Source organism: uncultured Butyricimonas sp. (assembly GCF_959596855.1).
GTDB classification, from domain to species: domain Bacteria; phylum Bacteroidota; class Bacteroidia; order Bacteroidales; family Marinifilaceae; genus Butyricimonas; species Butyricimonas muris.
In genome coordinates, this window is sequence record NZ_CAUFYA010000014.1 from 60,554 (window position 1) to 77,874 (window position 17,321).

Consider the following 17,321-nt stretch of genomic DNA (forward strand, 5'->3'; position numbering starts at 1 on the left):
CATTTTATCAAACAATTACATCTACAATTCGTGGATGTTTAAAATTTAACAACGATTCGACGGATTGTTAAAATTGCATATTCCAAGAACCGTCACACTCGTCAACGAATGGAATACGCATTCATGATGAAGAACGAAAAGGCAGGAAAATCGGGGTACAAGAAATTGAAAATTGAAAGTTGAAAATTGAAAATGATTACCGAAGTAAGACTGTAATTCAACTCTCCCTCTATAAACAGAGGAGGAGCTGGAATACACTCCCTAACGCAAATAATCAATTGGGTACTCGCCGAAGACGAACAAATCATTTTCAATTTTCAACTTTCAATTTTCAATTGTCCGGCAACCCAATCCCTAATTTTAACGTATAAAAAGCGTATTTTATAAAAACTAAGGTGCTCATGGAAACATTGAATAATTGGATTATATCGGTAAATGACTTTATTTACACGTACATATTAATTGCCGCACTGATCATCATCGGGCTATATTTCACGTTCAAGAGTAAATTCGTGCAATTTCGGAATATCCGCGAGATGTTCCGGTTGCTCGGTGACGGCATCACGGGCGGTAGCCACAAGAACTCGGTTTCTTCCTTTCAGGCTTTCTGTATCGCAACCGCTTCGCGGGTAGGCACGGGAAACCTCGCCGGGGTGGCAACAGCTCTCGCGCTCGGGGGCCCCGGGGCTATTTTCTGGATGTGGCTAATCGCTTTGGTGGGTTCTGCCTCCGCCTTTATCGAATCGACACTGGCACAGATATACAAGACGAAAGGCGAGCGGACGTATATCGGCGGTCCCGCTTTCTACATGGAACGGGGACTGAAAAAACGGTGGATGGGTATTCTCTTTGCCGTCATCATCACGATCACGTTCGGGTTGGTATTCAATTCCGTGCAAGCAAACACGGTGACTTTCGCCTTTAACGAAGTATTCGGGGTAAACCGCATGTGGTTCGGGATAATACTGACCGCACTCACCTTCCTCGTGATATTCGGGGGAATACACCGTATCGCCGTTATCTCCGGGATACTCGTTCCGCTTATGGCTATCGCGTATATCCTGCTCGCCGTGTACATCTTGTTCACGCACCTCGGCACATTGCCGCACGTGGTCGGCATGATATTCTCCAACGCTCTCGGTTTCGAGCAATTCGCCGGTGGCGGGCTTGGGGTTATCGTCATGCAAGGCATACGGCGGGGATTATTTTCCAACGAGGCTGGAATGGGTTCCGCGCCGAATGCCGCCGCTACCGCCGACGTGAGTCACCCGGCGAAGCAAGGATTGATACAGGCATTGAGCGTGTTTACCGACACGTTGATTATATGCAGTTGTACCGCTTTCATCATCCTGCTCTCGGACGTGCCGCTGGATGGCTCGATAAAAGGCATTCAACTCACGCAAATGGCACTGACACACCAAATCGGAAGCGCGGGCGGACAATTTATCGCTATCGCCATACTGCTTTTCGCGTTCAGTTCCATTGTCGGCAATTATTCGTATTGCGAAACGAATCTGCTCTTTATCTCGAAAAACAAGAAATACCTGCAAGTATACCGTATCGCCGTGGGCGGCATGGTGATGTTCGGTTCTATCGCCGCGCTCGATCTCGTGTGGAATTTGGCGGACTTCGCTATGGCAATCATGACGATCATCAATCTCGCGGCTATCGTGCTACTGGGTAAAGTCGCGCTGAAAGCCTTGCAGGATTATCAGCGGCAACGCCGTATCAGCAAAAAAAACATTGTCTTTAAAGCATCTTCTATTCCCGAATTGAAAGATTCGACAAGTGAATGGGAATAGAAACAATTTTTTTCTTAACTTTGCATCAACAAGATGGAAACGTTAAACGTGACAAGCGACATGGAAATATCCGGATTGCCGCGGCCTCTCGAGGGACACGAGAGCGCACTTTAAAACATAGAAAGAGTTAAAAAAGATGAGATTTGACGAGCTGGAACTAGAGGATGAAGTATTGCAAGGATTGGATGCAATGAATTTTCAGGAAACAACACCTATACAAGAATTAACTATACCCGTTATACTGGAGGGAAAAGACTTGATTGCCTGCGCGCAAACAGGCACCGGCAAAACAGCCGCCTATACCCTCCCCATTCTGAACAGACTGGTGAAAGACGAGAAGAAAAACGACGCGGTACAAGCCGTAATCATGGCTCCCACGCGGGAACTGGCACAACAGATAGACGTGCAATTCGAGGGATTCTCTTATTTTCTTCCCGTATCCACCGTAGTGGTGTACGGCGGCGGTGACGGGGCACTATGGGATCAACAGAAAAAAGCGTTGCGCATGGGTGCGGACGTGGCTATCGCAACACCGGGGCGTCTGATAGCCCACCTGCAACACAGCGATGTCGATCTCTCGCAGGTAAAATATTTTATACTGGACGAGGCTGATCGGATGCTCGACATGGGATTCTTCGACGACATCATGCAGATCGTGAACAAGTTGCCCAAGGATCGACAAACCATTCTCTTCTCGGCGACGATGCCACCGAAAATCAGACAACTGGCTCAAAACGTTCTCCGGGACCCCGTGGAAATCAACGTTGCCGTATCTAAACCCAACGAGGCAATCATGCAAGCCGCCTACATTTGCCGCGAGTACCAGAAGATGGGAATCATCGAAGAATTGTTCAACAAACCCGTGTTACACAAAACACTTATCTTCGCCTCTTCCAAACAAAAAGTAAAAGACCTCGCTTTCACCCTGAAACGTAAAAAATTCAACGTGGCCGCCATGCACTCCGATCTTGAACAACCGGAGCGGGAAGCCGTCATGATGAATTTCAAAAACAATAAAACAGACATCCTCGTTGCCACGGATATCGTGTCACGTGGCATAGATATTGATGATATCGGATTGGTTATCAACTTTGACGTACCGCATGACCCGGAAGATTATATCCACAGAATCGGGCGTACGGCGAGAGCTGATGCCGAGGGCGTGGCTTTAACTTTCGTTTCCGAAGCGGAACAGGGCAAGTTCTATCGTATAGAACAATTTATAGGGGAAGAGGTCTATAAAATTCCCATTCCCGCCAACCTCGGAGAAGCACCCGCGTATAACCCTAAGGCTTTCAATCACGGATCGTCAAAAGGACGGGGAGGCAAACCCGGTAACCGTTCTTTCGTTAAAAAGAAAAACTATGCCAAACGAGGCGGAAGCCCACAAAATTAAACTGATAAAAAGAAACGCTTATGACTTTAGACGCTGGAAACATCTTACTTATTGGATCTATTCTATTATTTGTTAGTATTGTTGTCGGGAAAGCCGGTTTCCGATTCGGCGTCCCGGCGTTGTTGCTCTTTCTGGGAGTAGGTATGCTCTTCGGGACGGACGGACTGGGAATCGAGTTCAACAGTCCCCAGACAGCACAATTCATAGGTGTTATCGCGTTAAGTATTATATTGTTCTCCGGCGGTATGGATACCAGTGCCTCGGAAATAAAACCCGTTCTGGGGCAAGGAATAATACTTGCTACCGTTGGGGTGATGTTGACTGCCCTGCTCACGGGATATTTCATATACTATATCACCAATCTGGAGAATAGCTTTATCAAACTCACCTTTATAGAATCGCTCTTGCTCGCTTCGGTAATGTCGTCCACGGATTCGGCTTCCGTGTTCTCGATACTCCGGTCGAAACGTCAGGGACTAAAAGAGAACCTGCGTCCCATGCTGGAGTTGGAGAGTGGTAGTAATGACCCGATGGCGTACATGTTGACGATTCTATTGATTCAAATGATCCAATCTGGGGAAAGTAGCCTCGTGAATACAGCGTTACAATTCGTGATGCAAATGAGCATCGGTGCTGTGGCAGGATTCCTGTTGGGAAGGTTGGCAGTTTACAGCATCAACAAACTGAATATCAATCAATCGCTCTATCCTGTCCTCTTGTTGGCTTTTGTATTCTTTATCTTCTCCTTCACCGACTTGTTGAGAGGAAACGGTTACCTAGCCGTTTATATCGCCGGACTCGTGGTGGGCAACAAGAAGATGATACATAAAAAGAGTCTTACGACATTCTTCGACGGTATCACGTGGCTGTTCCAAATCGTGATGTTCCTCACGCTGGGATTACTCGTGAACCCGGCAGAACTATTGCCTATCGCTTCGCTGGGTATTTTAATCGGGGTATTCATGATTATACTGGCTCGCCCGCTCAGCGTTTTCCTTTGTCTTCTCCCCTTCCGGAAGATGACAACCAAAGCACGGGTGTACGTTTCATGGGTAGGATTACGCGGAGCAGTCCCTATCATTTTTGCCACATACCCCCTCATCGCGAACGTACAGCACGCTTCACTGATATTCAACGTCGTGTTCTTTATCACGATCCTGTCGTTAGTAGTGCAAGGGACAACCGTCAGTTTCATGGCTAAACTACTCGGACTGTCTACCCCGGAAACCCGCAAAAATGTATTTAACGTGGAATTACCCGAAGAAATCAAAACCGCCATGTCCGAAATAGAGGTGATCCCCTCCATGCTCACGAAGGGCGATCGGCTGATGGACTTGATATTACCGGACAACACGCTGGTAGCCCTTATCAAAAAGAACGACGCCTATTGCGTACCCAAGGGTAAAACCAAACTCAACACGGGCGACAAACTCCTCGTGATCACTGACGACGACGAAGCCCTCAAAAAGACTTACGAGAGTCTTGGCATCACGGACTATTCGATTCAGAAAAACGCATAAGGGTTTATACGGAGTAAAATTATTATTTTATAATTCATCAGCAAATGCTATATTTGCAGTGGATGAAAAACACCGGAAAACATACAACCTTTCACTTTAGCCCGCGACACCTTATAATCGTGAGTTTCATGTTCATGATGTCGGTTTTTCCGACCGGGAAACTATTCGCGCAACCGGATAACAATAACACGGAGAAGAATGACACGGTACCTTCTGACAAAAACCGGTACATCTACTTGAAGAAACGATTACAGATTGATTTCGATATTACTCTACAAGCACACCAACAAACTTATTTCGGCCCGTTGCTACAAATCAACTCGAACGAAAACGAGTACTATAACCTTTTTCTGGATTACCGGAAAGGGGAATTACAACAATTAATCGTGTATTCCAGAGAGAACCTGAGAAAGCTGCCTATCCCCTCTTCCTCTCCGAACTCGGAATTTAAGGTAAAACTGACCTTATTCCAACAGAAAAAAGAATTTACGATTCAAATCGGCGATACATTATACACGATCAACAACCTCGGGTTCGATCCCAAGGCGGGGTATAAATTTGCTTTTATCGCCGACAAAGAGAAAGTACTCGACCGGGACGGCAAACCGGCATTACAAATTAGCAATATTCATTTTATCGAAACCACGGACAAACAACTCTCCGCTACTTTCTGGTATTGGTTTATCTTTATACTTATCGTGGATTTACTCGTGTTCGGCGGTGTACAATTGCGTAAAAGGCTTTTGCGCCGGAAACAATCCGCTTCAGCATCCCGGCTGGAAAATGAAGTTATAATCGCCAACAACGAATCCCCGGTACACATACCCCAAACGGTAAACGCCGTTTACCTGTTCGGCGGCTTTCATATCTACGATGCCGAAGGAAACAATATCACGAAGAAATTCACCCCCTTGTTGAAAGAACTTTTCTTGTTGTTATTGATACATACACCGGAAAAAGGCATCACCTCCGAGCGATTGAAAGAATTACTATGGTTCGACAAGACCGAACAAAGCGCCAAAAACAACCGGGCGGTAAACATCGGCAAATTACGAAGCCTACTGGATACCCTCGGGGAAAACGAGGTCAGCAACAAAACCGGAAGTTGGATTCTCAACCTTGCCCCGGAACAGATATACACGGACTATTACGATTATCTCTCCTTGTCGGCAAAAGGTAAATTAACCGCCCGGGAAGATATTCTGAAACTGCTGCAACTATCCAAGCAAGGTGCCTTCTTGTTCGACACGGATTACGAGTGGCTAGACCGCTACAAATCGACCGTATCGGATTACATTATCGATACCCTCGTGAGTTACACGGAAACTTCCGTGAATATTCAGACAGAACCCGATCTGGCATTACAGATAGCCGATTCGATCTCCCTTTGCGATCAACTTAACGAATACGCGCTCCAATTACGGGTAAACGCTTACGCTGCCCTAGGCAAACACTCCCTTGCCAAGAAAAGCTACGAGAAGTTCACGAAAGAATACCTCAATGCCTACGGCGAGAAGTTTTCCAAGTCGTTTACCGACATTCGCTAATCAACGCCTCATCCATAAAGTTCACCGTATCCCGCGAGTCTTTTGTCCACGGCAACTCATGTTACCGCTCCCCCCTTTTCAAAGGACATCCCTCACTTTATGAACTTTATAAACTTTATGAACCTTATGACCTTACTTTTTATTGGTTTAGATAAAAAATATTACTACTTTCGCATCAATTTACATGACAAAAAAATGCGTAGTTACGATTATATTATTGTCGGAAGTGGTTTAGCAGGTCTTTATACGGCCTATCGTGCGTCAGCTTACGGGAAAGTAGCATTGTTAACCAAATCCAATATCAGGGAAAGTAATTCTTATTTTGCCCAAGGTGGAATTGCTGCCGTTACCGGAGAAGATGATGCCCCGTTGTTTCACTTCCAAGATACGATCACGGCAGGAAGAGGTTTGTGCGACTATCCTGCCGTTCATGTTTTAGTAAACGAAGGACCCGTTCGCATACAAGAATTGATTAACGACGGTATGCACTTCGACACGGAGAACGGGGAACTTGCACTCGGTCTGGAAGGCGGACACCACCAGAAAAGGATACTACACGCCGGCGGGGACGCAACCGGAAGGATGATTACCAATTTCGTGATTGACAAAGTGGAACATTGTCCCTCGGTGGAAGTATTCGACAATCACGCTGTTATCGCCCTGTTACAAGACGAACACGGGTGCTACGGCGTCAGATGCTGGGATTTTAACGAGAACCGGGAAGAGGTATTCACGGGACACAACGTGTTACTCACCTCCGGCGGGACCTCCGCAATATACAAACGCACGACCAATCCCCACACCACGATCGGTGACGGACTGGCTCTCACGTTCGAGGCAGGATGCGAAATCGCGGATATGGAATTTATCCAATTCCACCCCTCCGCTATCTACACGCCCTCGGGAGAGGCTTATCTGGTCAGCGAGGCTGTCCGGGGAGAAGGTGCCCACCTGTTGAATCAACAGGGCGAACGCTTTATGGTAGGGAAACACGAGCTTGCCGAACTTGCCCCGCGGGATATCGTCGCGCAATCCATATTCCTGCAAATGAAACAGAACAATCAGGACTACGTTTACCTGTCATTGAAACATCTCGATCCGGAAAAGATAAAGAAACGCTTCCCGAATATATTTGAAAAGTGCGCGGAACTAGGCATCGACATGACCGACCGCATACCCGTCGCACCTGCCGCCCATTATACCGTGGGAGGTGTCAGAACCGACTTGAACGGGCGGACAAATATCCCCCACCTTTACGTGTGCGGGGAACTCGCTTCGTCCGGCATCATGGGAGCCAACCGACTGGCATCCAATTCACTCATAGAATGTCTGGTATACGGTAAACGTGCCGTGGAAGATTCCGTGCGGAACAGACGGGAAGCCCCGGTTCCGGAGATCACTCCCCGATTCCGTCTGGATGCGCGAAAACTCGACGCTTACCTGCAACTTAAAACCGAAGTCGCCGACATCATGACACAGGAAGCCGGAATCATCCGAAACAAAAGCGGATTACAGGAAGGCTTGAACCGTCTGGAAGCATTGAAAGCAAAAGAAAATTTTGAAGCAAACGAATACTATTCACTGGTTAGTAAAAACCTGCTCACCGTGGCGGAATTGATTATCCGTTCCGCCCTCTTCCGCGAAGAAAGCCGAGGCGGACATTTCCGCTCCGACTACCCGAACCCGGAAGATGCTTTTGTATGTCACATCATTCAACAAAAGAAAAAGGAAATCAGGACATTACCAGTACAATTGAAAATGGAAAACGAATAAATTTACGATTTATGAATTACGATTTACGATTAAACAAGCGTTGACATGTGGGTCGGAATCAAAAATCAAAAATCAAGAAATCTAAAATAGATAGTATGTACGACTCGCTAATAGAAAGACTAATCGACCTCGCCATTGAAGAGGATATCGCCACGGGGGACATCACGACCAATGCAATCATTCCCGTGCAGGCAAAAGCAGTTGCCGAGATGAAGGCAAAAGCCGACGGAGTTATCTCCGGGTTGGAAATCGCTAAACGAGTATTCGAGAAATTTGAAAAAGATATCGTGTGGGAACCGTTAGTAAACGACGGAACCGCCGTGAAAAAAGGAGATATCATCCTACGAATCGAAGCAAGCTATCGTACACTCTTGTTAGGCGAGCGATTATCGTTGAACATCTTGCAACGGATGTCCGGTATTGCCACGGAAACAGCCCGTTACATGAAAGAACTGGCAGGAACGCGTACCCGCTTGTTAGATACCCGTAAAACCGCACCGGGATTGAGAGTGCTGGATAAAATGGCTGTACACCACGGCGGAGGCTCCAACCACCGGATGGGATTATACGATATGATTATGTTGAAAGACAACCATATCAAGATTGCCGGAGGTATCCCCAACGCCGTGAAAGAAGCGCGTGCCCATCTCCCTCTCAGCATCAAACTGGAAGTGGAAACCACTACTTTGGAAGAAGTACAACAGGCACTTGACGCGGGAGCCGATATCATCATGCTCGACAACATGAGCAACGAAGCGATGACCGAAGCGGTAAAACTCATCGCGGGCAGAGCCAAAACCGAAGCATCGGGAAACATGAGCATCCCCCGTCTGAAAGAAGTTGCCGCCACCGGGGTAGATTACATCAGCGTGGGAGCGTTGACACACTCGGTCACGGCAATGGACATTAGCATGAACATCAAAATGAACTAATACACGGTTATGACACACAAGGAAATTGTCGATAGGATACAACAGTTGAAGAAGGAAAAAAACGCTATTATTCTGGCGCACTATTATACCCGCCCGGAAGTTCAAGACGTTGCCGATTATTTGGGTGATTCACTGGGACTCTCCCGCATGGCAGGAGAAACGGATGCCGATATTATCGTTTTCTGCGGGGTTCATTTTATGGCTGAAACCGCTTCCATCATCTCCCCGAACAAAAAAGTACTGATTCCGGCAGAAGGAGCCGGTTGCTCTCTGGCAGAAGGCGTCAGCGGGTACGACTTGCGAGAATGGAAAAAGACAAACCCGGACGGTCTTATCGTCAGCTACGTGAACACGACCGCCGAGGTGAAAGCGTACACGGATTACTGCTGTACTTCATCCAACGCCTTGAAAGTCGTACAAAGCCTGCCGAAAGACAAAAAGATTCTGTTTGTTCCCGATAAAAACCTCGGTGCTTACATCCAAAAGGTTACGGGACGGGAAATGGAAATCTGGAATGGCGATTGCTGCGTGCATGACCGTATCGATGCCCAAATGATATTGGATAAACTGGAACAATACCCGGATGCCGACGCGTTGATACACCCGGAGTCCAGTTGTTCACACGACGATCGCATATTGAATCATCCCAGAGCTTTCATGTATTCCACGGCAGGAATCATCAAACACGCCAAGGAATCACCGAAGCAACAATTTATCATCGCAACCGAATTGGAAACCATTCATAAGTTACAGGCGGATAACCCCACGAAAGAATTTATCCCCATTCATCCAACCGCAATCTGCGGCCAAATGAAAAAAGTAACCCTTGAAAAAGTCCTCGACGCCCTTGAAAAAGAACAACACGAGGTACGCCTCCCCGAAGATTTAAGGCAGAGAGCGTGGTTACCGATCCAGAGAATGCTAGATATCAATTGAAAATGGAAAATGGAGAATTGAAAATGAACTCCTCCGTCAGCAAAGCTGACACCTCCTCTATAAACAGAGGAGGAGCTAGTGGCACTAGTCAAAGACAGTGATTAGAAATTAAGAGTGTAGAATTTGAAAAGAAGTGTTGGCAAGTGGGGAGAAATCTAAAATCTACAATCATTAAATCTAAAATGGATAGAGGGAGTTCAATCTAAAATCATAAATCATAAATCATAAATCTAAAATTAATATATGAACGTATCACTGAACTGGTTGAAAGACTATTTGAAGATAGACCAAAGCACTGAAGAGATTTGCAAAATACTGACAAGTATCGGACTTGAAGTAGGCGGCTACGAGGAGTTTGAGGCCGTGAAAGGAGGATTAAAAGGGCTGGTTATCGGTAAAGTACTGACTTGTGAAGAACACCCCGATTCAGACCACTTGCACGTGACCACGGTTGACCTCGGAACGGGAGAACCGGAGCAAATCGTGTGCGGTGCACCTAACGTCGCTGCCGGACAAAAAGTAGTAGTAGCTACTGTCGGTACAACCCTCTACAAAGGTGACGAAGAGTTCGTGATAAAGAAATCAAAAATCAGAGGAGTTGCCTCTAACGGAATGATCTGCGCAGAGGATGAAATAGGTATCGGCGAATCGCATGACGGAATCATGGTATTGCCGGAAGACACCCCTGTCGGGATACCCGCGGCAGATTATTTCAACGTTTACCGGGATACCGTTATCGAGGTGGATATCACCCCGAACCGTATCGACGGAGCCTCACACCTCGGTGTAGCCCGGGATTTGGCAGCCTACCTGCAACAGACACAAGACATACGGTACGCGCTTCCTTCCGTGGAAGGCTTCAAGCCGGACAGCACGGGAGCCAAGATATCGGTACGTCTGGAAAGACCGGAAGCCTGCCGTCGGTATGCAGGAATCTGCATTGAAGGCGTACAGGTAAAACCCTCCCCCGAATGGTTACAGAACCGGATGAAAGCGATCGGGTTGCACCCCATCAGCAACATCGTGGACGTGACAAACTATATCCTGTTCGGTCTGGGACAACCCCTGCACGCTTTCGACAAAGATAAAGTAAAAGGAGATGAAGTGATTGTCAAAAGTGTTGCCAAAGGCACGAAGTTCACCACACTGGACGGCGTGGAAAGAGAATTGCACGAGGACGATCTGATGATCTGCAACAGCGAGGCTCCCATGTGTATTGCCGGGGTATTCGGGGGACAAGAAAGCGGTATCTCGGAAACCACGACGAACGTATTCCTTGAAAGTGCTTGTTTCGATCCGGTATTCGTTCGCAAAACAGCTCGTCGCCACGGCTTGAACACGGATGCATCTTTCCGTTACGAACGGGGAACAGACCCGAATATCGTGATTTATGCCTTGAAACTGGCTGCCATGATGATCAAAGAAGTAGCGGGCGGCAAAATCACATCCGACGTGATAGACATCTACCCGACACCCGTGGAAGATTTCGAGGTGACCGTGAAATTCGACCATATCGACCGTCTGATCGGTAAAAAAATAGATCACTCCGCCATCAAAAACATCCTTCGTTCTCTCGAGATGAAGATCGTGAAAGAAGACGAAGAGGGTATGTTATTACATGTCCCCCCCTACCGCGTGGACGTGAAACGGGAAGCCGACGTGATCGAGGACATTCTTCGCATCTACGGCTTCAATAACGTGGAAGTACCCAATAGCGTGAAGTCCACGTTAAGCTACAGCGAAAAACCGGATGATTACCAATTGAAAAATATCATTTCCGACCTGTTAGCCGCCAACGGATTCAACGAAGTAATGAACAACTCGTTGACCAAAGCCAGCTATTACGAGGACCTCACCTCCTTTGACCCGACACGGACGGTCATGCTGTTCAACCCGCTCAGTGCCGATTTAGGAGCCATGCGCCAATCCCTGTTATTCTCCGGGTTGGAAAACGTAGCGTACAACATCAACCGGAAAAACCACAATTTGAAATTATTCGAGTTCGGGAAAGCGTATACCTTCCACAAGAAAGAAGGTACCGACGATCCTCAAAAGCAATACAAAGAAGAAAATATGCTTTCTCTTTTCATCACGGGTAATAAAAATATCACGACATGGAACGCCAAAGAAGCCAAAACAGACTTCTTCTACCTGAAAGCCTATTGCGAAATGATATTGAACCGGCTCGGGTTGCAACCCGATAACTTGAAAATAGAGGCAAGCGACCGGGATATCTTCCGCGAAGGACTGACTTACAAGGCAGGTGACAAACATATCGTTTCCATGGGTATCGTGAGCAAAACTCCCTTGAAGAAAACGGATGTAAGCCAAGAAGTCTATTACGCTGAATTCTCGTGGGAAAATATATTGAAAGCGATCAAAAACCAAACGGTCACTTTCGCACCGCTACCGAAATTCCCTTCCGTGAAACGTGACCTTGCCCTTTTACTGGACAAGAAAGTGACATTCAAAGAAATCAAGGATACCGCTTTCCGCACGGAAAAATCTTTCTTGAAATCCGTCACCTTATTCGACGTTTACGAGGGCGAAAAACTAGGTGCCGACAAGAAATCATATGCCGTAAGTTTCACCCTGCTTGACGAAGAAAAGACGCTCACCGACAAACAGATCGACAAGAGCATGAACAAGTTGATAGGAACTTACAAACACCTCTTCAACGCTGAAATCAGATAGTCACAAGTTAGCAGGTTACAAGTACAGGCAAAGCCTCTAACTTGTAACCTGCAACTCCCTATCATTTTCAATTTTCAATCCTCAATTTTCAATTGTTATGCGTTCCCTTCTTCCCTCTTTCGTACTGATTATCCTGTATTTCATCGCCGAAGAATTTTTTGGCCCGCGAATCGGTTTGATTGCCGTCATCATACTTGGTGCCGGAGAATTTTTCTACTCGTGGATAAAAGAAAAAAGAATAAACAAAACGACTCTCGCCAATACCCTATTTTTCATCGCTTTGGGAGTAATCGCCGTGTTATTGGAAGGAACATCTTTTGAAAGAATACAACAAACCATCGTGGAAGCCGCCATGTGTGTATTGTTAGGCATTTTCGCTTTCACGAAAGCCGACATGACGAAGACATTGCCCGAATCATACCGGAACACCTTACAAATCACCCCGGAACAGCAACAAGCCATGCACAGGATGCTCGGATTGTTATTCTATCTGCTTGTCATTCACACGGCTGTCGCTTTCGCTTCTGCCTTTCTCTGCAATGAAGAAGTACACGATTTTATAGAAGGACCGTTATTATACATCCTGCTCGCCTTATTCTTCCTGACCTTCTTTGTCAAAAATCGTCTTCTAGCCAAAGCGGCACGTGACGACGAATGGTTGCCCGTGGTTAACGAGAAAGGGGAAGTTGTCGGAAAAGCCACCCGCCGCAGTGTACACTCCGGTTCCATGCTCCTCCACCCGGTAGTCCATCTCCACATCATGAATAAACAAGGAGATATCTACCTGCAAAAACGAAGCATGAAAAAAGACTTCCTGCCGGGTATGTGGGACACGGCTGTCGGCGGACATGTCGGGTTCGGGGAGAAAATTGAAGATGCCTTAAAACGGGAAACACAAGAAGAACTGGGAATCACTAAATTCAAAGCCCGGTTCCTCGGTTCTTACGTGTGGGAAAGTCCCCGTGAACGCGAACTCGTGTTCTCGTTCCTCTGTACCGCACACGACGCCATAGACATCCATAACGAAGAAGTTGACGAAGGACGTTTCTGGACTCGCGAAGAAATCGAGAATCCTGACAACACCTCCATATTCACCCCCAATTTCTTGCACGAGTATCACCGGTTACTGAAAAAATAACCTTACACTTGCAAAATTGTTGCACGCCCCGTTCTTCCCCTTTGCCTATCCCCAAAGAGGCTATATTTACATAGCATAAACACATCATAAACGCAAATTTACGTTCATGCTACGTCCATGATACGTTCATGCTACGTCTTTGAGGTTAAGCAAGGGTAACGTATGGTTCTGTAAAACACGGAGAATCCCACAACACCTGCAAGGAAGATTATACAAAAAAGATTGTCTAATTTCTTAGACAATCCTTTTTATTCATTACAACCATCAATTAATACTCATCCTCGTTAAAGAAGAAATCATCTTTACTCGGATAGTCCGGCCAAATATCTTCAATACTCTCGAAAATCTCCTCGTCATCTTCAATATCCTGAAGATTTTCAATCACTTCCATAGGCGCCCCAGAGCGAATGGCGTAGTCGATCAACTCATCTTTTGATGCAGGCCAAGGTGCATCTTCCAATTTTGAGGCTAATTCCAGTGTCCAATACATAGTTATATCGTTTATATAGTTTTTTCTATTTTGCCGCGAATATATACTTTATTTCTAATAATACAACCTCTTTACAATATAGAAGGAATTATTTAGAAACATTACAAGTAAAATATTTCACTCACTAATAACGGGAATACGGCTAAATAGTTACATATAAATTCTATTCATCATCGGAGAAGTGAATTAACACTTTACGGTAAGTATTGAATATCTTTGCTTTAGACACGAAACCGAGATATTGATGATCTTGCAAAACTGGCAAATTCCATGCCCCGGAATCCTCGAACTTTTTCATGACAACCTCCATCGAATCATTGATATCAATCACCACGGAAGGCGTCGTCATAAAATCCCTCACGTAAGTCTTGGAATACATATCCTGATTGAACATCACCTTACGGATATCGTCCAATAACACGATGCCCAATAATTGCTGTCGATCATTCAACACGGGAAACAAGTTCCGGCTCGACTTGGATACGACTTTTACCAGATCCCCCAACGTGGCATCCACCCCGATGGTTTTAAAATCCGTTTCCACGACCTTGTTCAACTTCATCAAGGTCAACACGGCCTTATCCTTGTTGTGAGTCAGTAAATCGCCTTGTATAGCCAACCGACGGGCATAAATAGAATAAGGTTCCATGCCTTGACTCGTCAGGTAAGAGATAACTGACGTCAGCATCAACGGCAGGAACAAAGCGTATCCCCCCGAAATTTCAGCGATCAGGAACATCGCCGTCAAAGGTGCTTTCATTACTCCCGACATCGTGCCCGCCATACCCGCCAACACGAAATGACTCGGTTCCACGTGACGGATACCACTCAGGTTTATCAACATGGCAACCAAGAATCCGGCAACACCACCCGTGAACAAACTCGGTGCGAATACACCACCTACTCCACCGCTACCATTCGTCAGTGCCGTGGCGATCACCTTCACGAAAATCAAACCGACCACGAAAAGAATCAACATCAACGTACTATCCCGAAAACCGAAAAAATACGTGTTATTCAATAATTTATCAGAATGCCCAGCCATCAAATCATCCAACGCCGAGTAACCTTCACCGTATAGCGGGGGAAAAATAAAAATCACCACTCCCAATAACGCTCCACCGATAGCCACCCGTTTCCAGATATTTTTCACCCGCCCGATCAACTGCTCTATCCGGATATTCATCCGAACGAAATACACGGACAATACCCCGGCAAAAACACCCAAAATAACATAGTACGGGAAATTAGCCATCACGAACTTATCGGTAATCTGGTACGAGAACACGAAACCGTCGCCCATCAGGAAGAAAGTCACGACATACGAGGTAATAGCGGTAAACATTAAAGGTACTAACGAAGCCATCGTCAAATCAAGCATCAGCACTTCCAGCGTGAACACAATTCCGGCAATAGGAGCCTTGAATATTCCGGCAATAGCACCGGCCGCACCACACCCGATCATCAATGTCATTACCTTATAGTTCATCCTGAACATACGCGCCAGATTCGAACCGATCGACGCCCCGGTCAATACAATAGTTGCCTCCGTTCCGACAGATCCACCGAACCCGATAGTCAATGTACTGGCAATCATAGAGGAGTAATTGTTGTGCGGTTTTATCATACTATTCCGACGAGAAATAGCGTACAAAACCTTCGTCACCCCGTGACTGATTCCCTCTTTCACGAAAAATTTCACGAACAACGTCGTGAGCAGAATACCGATAACAGGGTACACGAAGAAAAACAAGCTACCGCTATCCACCTGCATCCGTTCCGTGAAGAACACGTGAGTGTAATGTACCATATTTTTCAACACCACTCCCGCCAACCCGGTTACAATACCCACCAAGATACTCAAGATCACGATGAACTGTTTCTCCTTGATATTGCGAACACGCCACACCAAGAATCTCCCAAGTAACCCCTTATCGCTTACCTCCGCCATAAATAGAATTGTAAATACCTGAAATTATTTTTTTATCACACTTTTCAACGAACCGTATAGCGGATAAAATTCAAGGGCTATCCCCTCGTTATTGATCACATCCAACGGGAATTGCTTGATCACGCCTAACTGTGGAATAACACCACTTACCGTCATTAATACTTCTTTACCTTTCAAGAGGCAAATGTCAGCGGTTGCCGGCTCTCTGTAAAACAACGAGGGAACCGGACGGGCAGACTCTTTTTGCGGTGCGTCTTGTTTCCGAACCAACAAATTACGAAGTTCCACGATATAAGGCTGTGCCGAAACATTATTCTTAGCCGTTATCCCGTCTTCCGCGGAAAAACGGAATAAAACAACAGCTTCGTCCGCTTTCTCGGGTACAAAGGTAAATGTACGAACAACTTTACTCCGCACCTTCTTACCCATGAAAAGACTCATATAATCCTGTTCCAGTTTATCCAACGCTTTTAGAGCCTCGGCAGTAGCCGTTCCGTTGGTTAAAAGTTCCAATCTCTTTTTCCGTATGGCAAATAAATCTTCCGTGATTTCGCTCACGTAATCTTTTTCTTCCTTCAGCACATGACGCTCGATCGGATCCCATACTCTACGAATCTCTCCCTCTACTTCCATCTCCGTGAAATTGGAATCCAACACCTCTTTTTGCGTGGAACGCAACCCGAAACGCACGTAATCAATATCGGCATCCGCGGCTTCTTTATCCGGCACATACACCATTTTCCCGTCGTGACTATTATTGGTAACCCCGCTTCCCAATCCGGCCAAAAAACCTTTCGGGGTCACGTTGACCGTTATCGAATTATATTCACCCGCGGCATTCAGCGTGTACATCGCTTTGGTATCCGGCAACGCTTTCGGCACGAAACGGATATTCTTGATCGTCCATTCCTCTCCCGGCGTCATGATTTCCGGCTGCACCCCCAATTGCTGCATGGCATATTTACGGAAAGGTCCCGGCACAGCCTCCACACACTCCATCGTGACCACTATATCATAACCGATCTTCGGCAAGGCATAATTCACAGATACAGGAGTCGTTAATTCTCTCTTCTTCTGTCCTAAAACAGACAGGGATACTAATCCCATCAACCCGATAATCAATAAAAGTCGTTTCATTTCGT

At 46.3% G+C, this 17,321-nt stretch carries 12 protein-coding genes; 9 read left to right on the forward strand and 3 right to left on the reverse strand.

What is annotated here, in order from left to right; genetic code table 11:
* Positions 1-401 precede the first annotated feature (401 nt).
* From Q5866_RS08400 to Q5866_RS08440, 9 genes are all read left to right on the forward strand, one after another.
* Complete coding sequence (locus Q5866_RS08400; RefSeq protein WP_303179823.1) at positions 402-1,802, forward strand: sodium:alanine symporter family protein; 1,401 nt, start codon at positions 402-404, stop codon at positions 1,800-1,802.
* 136 nt (positions 1,803-1,938) lie between these two features.
* Positions 1,939-3,198 carry a DEAD/DEAH box helicase gene (locus Q5866_RS08405; RefSeq protein ID WP_186975646.1) on the forward strand — a complete coding sequence of 420 codons (1,260 nt, stop codon included), beginning with the start codon at positions 1,939-1,941 and terminating at the stop codon, positions 3,196-3,198.
* 20 nt (positions 3,199-3,218) lie between these two features.
* Entirely contained in the window at positions 3,219-4,718 is a 1,500-nt protein-coding gene (locus Q5866_RS08410) for a potassium/proton antiporter (RefSeq protein WP_099292688.1), read from the forward strand.
* A gap of 134 nt (positions 4,719-4,852) precedes the next feature.
* Positions 4,853-6,265, forward strand: a complete 1,413-nt coding sequence (locus tag Q5866_RS08415) for a hypothetical protein (protein WP_303179824.1) — start codon at positions 4,853-4,855, stop codon at positions 6,263-6,265.
* 195 nt (positions 6,266-6,460) lie between these two features.
* Positions 6,461-8,038, forward strand: a complete 1,578-nt coding sequence (gene nadB / locus Q5866_RS08420; protein ID WP_303179825.1) for an L-aspartate oxidase — start codon at positions 6,461-6,463, stop codon at positions 8,036-8,038.
* Positions 8,039-8,133: 95 nt separating this feature from the next.
* Positions 8,134-8,970 carry a carboxylating nicotinate-nucleotide diphosphorylase gene (gene nadC / locus Q5866_RS08425; protein WP_186975650.1) on the forward strand — a complete coding sequence of 279 codons (837 nt, stop codon included), beginning with the start codon at positions 8,134-8,136 and terminating at the stop codon, positions 8,968-8,970.
* A 9-nt stretch (positions 8,971-8,979) separates the two neighbouring features.
* Entirely contained in the window at positions 8,980-9,906 is a 927-nt protein-coding gene (gene nadA / locus Q5866_RS08430) for a quinolinate synthase NadA (protein ID WP_303179826.1), read from the forward strand.
* A gap of 243 nt (positions 9,907-10,149) precedes the next feature.
* On the forward strand, positions 10,150-12,600 hold the full coding sequence (pheT, locus tag Q5866_RS08435; RefSeq protein ID WP_303179827.1) for a phenylalanine--tRNA ligase subunit beta: 2,451 nt from the start codon (positions 10,150-10,152) through the stop codon (positions 12,598-12,600).
* A 601-nt stretch (positions 12,601-13,201) separates the two neighbouring features.
* A complete protein-coding gene (locus Q5866_RS08440; protein ID WP_218014313.1) occupies positions 13,202-13,738 on the forward strand; it encodes an NUDIX domain-containing protein in 537 nt (178 codons plus the stop codon).
* Positions 13,739-14,006: 268 nt separating this feature from the next.
* Here the strand turns inward: Q5866_RS08440 and Q5866_RS08445 are convergent, their stop codons facing one another.
* From Q5866_RS08445 to Q5866_RS08455, 3 genes are all read right to left on the reverse strand, one after another.
* Complete coding sequence (locus tag Q5866_RS08445) at positions 14,007-14,228, reverse strand: DUF2795 domain-containing protein (protein WP_009135471.1); 222 nt, start codon at positions 14,226-14,228, stop codon at positions 14,007-14,009.
* Positions 14,229-14,391: 163 nt separating this feature from the next.
* A complete protein-coding gene (locus Q5866_RS08450; RefSeq protein WP_099292693.1) occupies positions 14,392-16,179 on the reverse strand; it encodes a chloride channel protein in 1,788 nt (595 codons plus the stop codon).
* Positions 16,180-16,203: 24 nt separating this feature from the next.
* Positions 16,204-17,316 carry a DUF4831 family protein gene (locus Q5866_RS08455; protein ID WP_303179828.1) on the reverse strand — a complete coding sequence of 371 codons (1,113 nt, stop codon included), beginning with the start codon at positions 17,314-17,316 and terminating at the stop codon, positions 16,204-16,206.
* Positions 17,317-17,321 lie beyond the last annotated feature (5 nt).